This window comes from Mycobacterium sp. Soil_C_30, assembly GCF_057656995.1.
In genome coordinates, this window is the sequence record NZ_JBDGJH010000061.1 from 1 (window position 1) to 446 (window position 446).

Sequence of the window (446 nt, forward strand, 5' to 3'; positions counted from 1 at the left end):
TGCCGGTTCCCCGGCTGCAACCGCCGCGCCGAATACGCCGACATCGACCACACCCTCCCGCACGGCGACGGCGGCCCCACCCACCCCTCCAACGGCAAACTCCTGTGCCGCGAACACCACCTCGCCAAAACCTTCTACACCGGCCCCGACGGCTGGACCGACGAACAACTCCCCACCGGCGAAGTCATCTGGACCGCCCCCACCGGACACCAATACCTGACCGAACCCTCCACCTGGCTCATCTTCCCGGACTGGAACCCCGAAACCGCCACACTCCCCCCACCACCGAAACGCAAAACACGACGCACCACCACCCCGGGCCCCACCATGCCCAAACGCAAACGAACCCGACAACAAGACCGCCAACAACACATCAAAACCGAACGCGCCTACAACGCCACCCAACGCGCCCTCGAACAAGAACACGGACGAAGCAGACCACCGCC

1 protein-coding gene is annotated in these 446 nt (G+C 65.2%); it reads left to right on the forward strand.

Translation table 11 applies throughout. The features are described from left to right. Positions 1-446 (forward strand): HNH endonuclease signature motif containing protein (locus tag AC3A6P_RS36115; protein WP_487697461.1); only part of this gene is annotated, 446 nt, incomplete at both ends.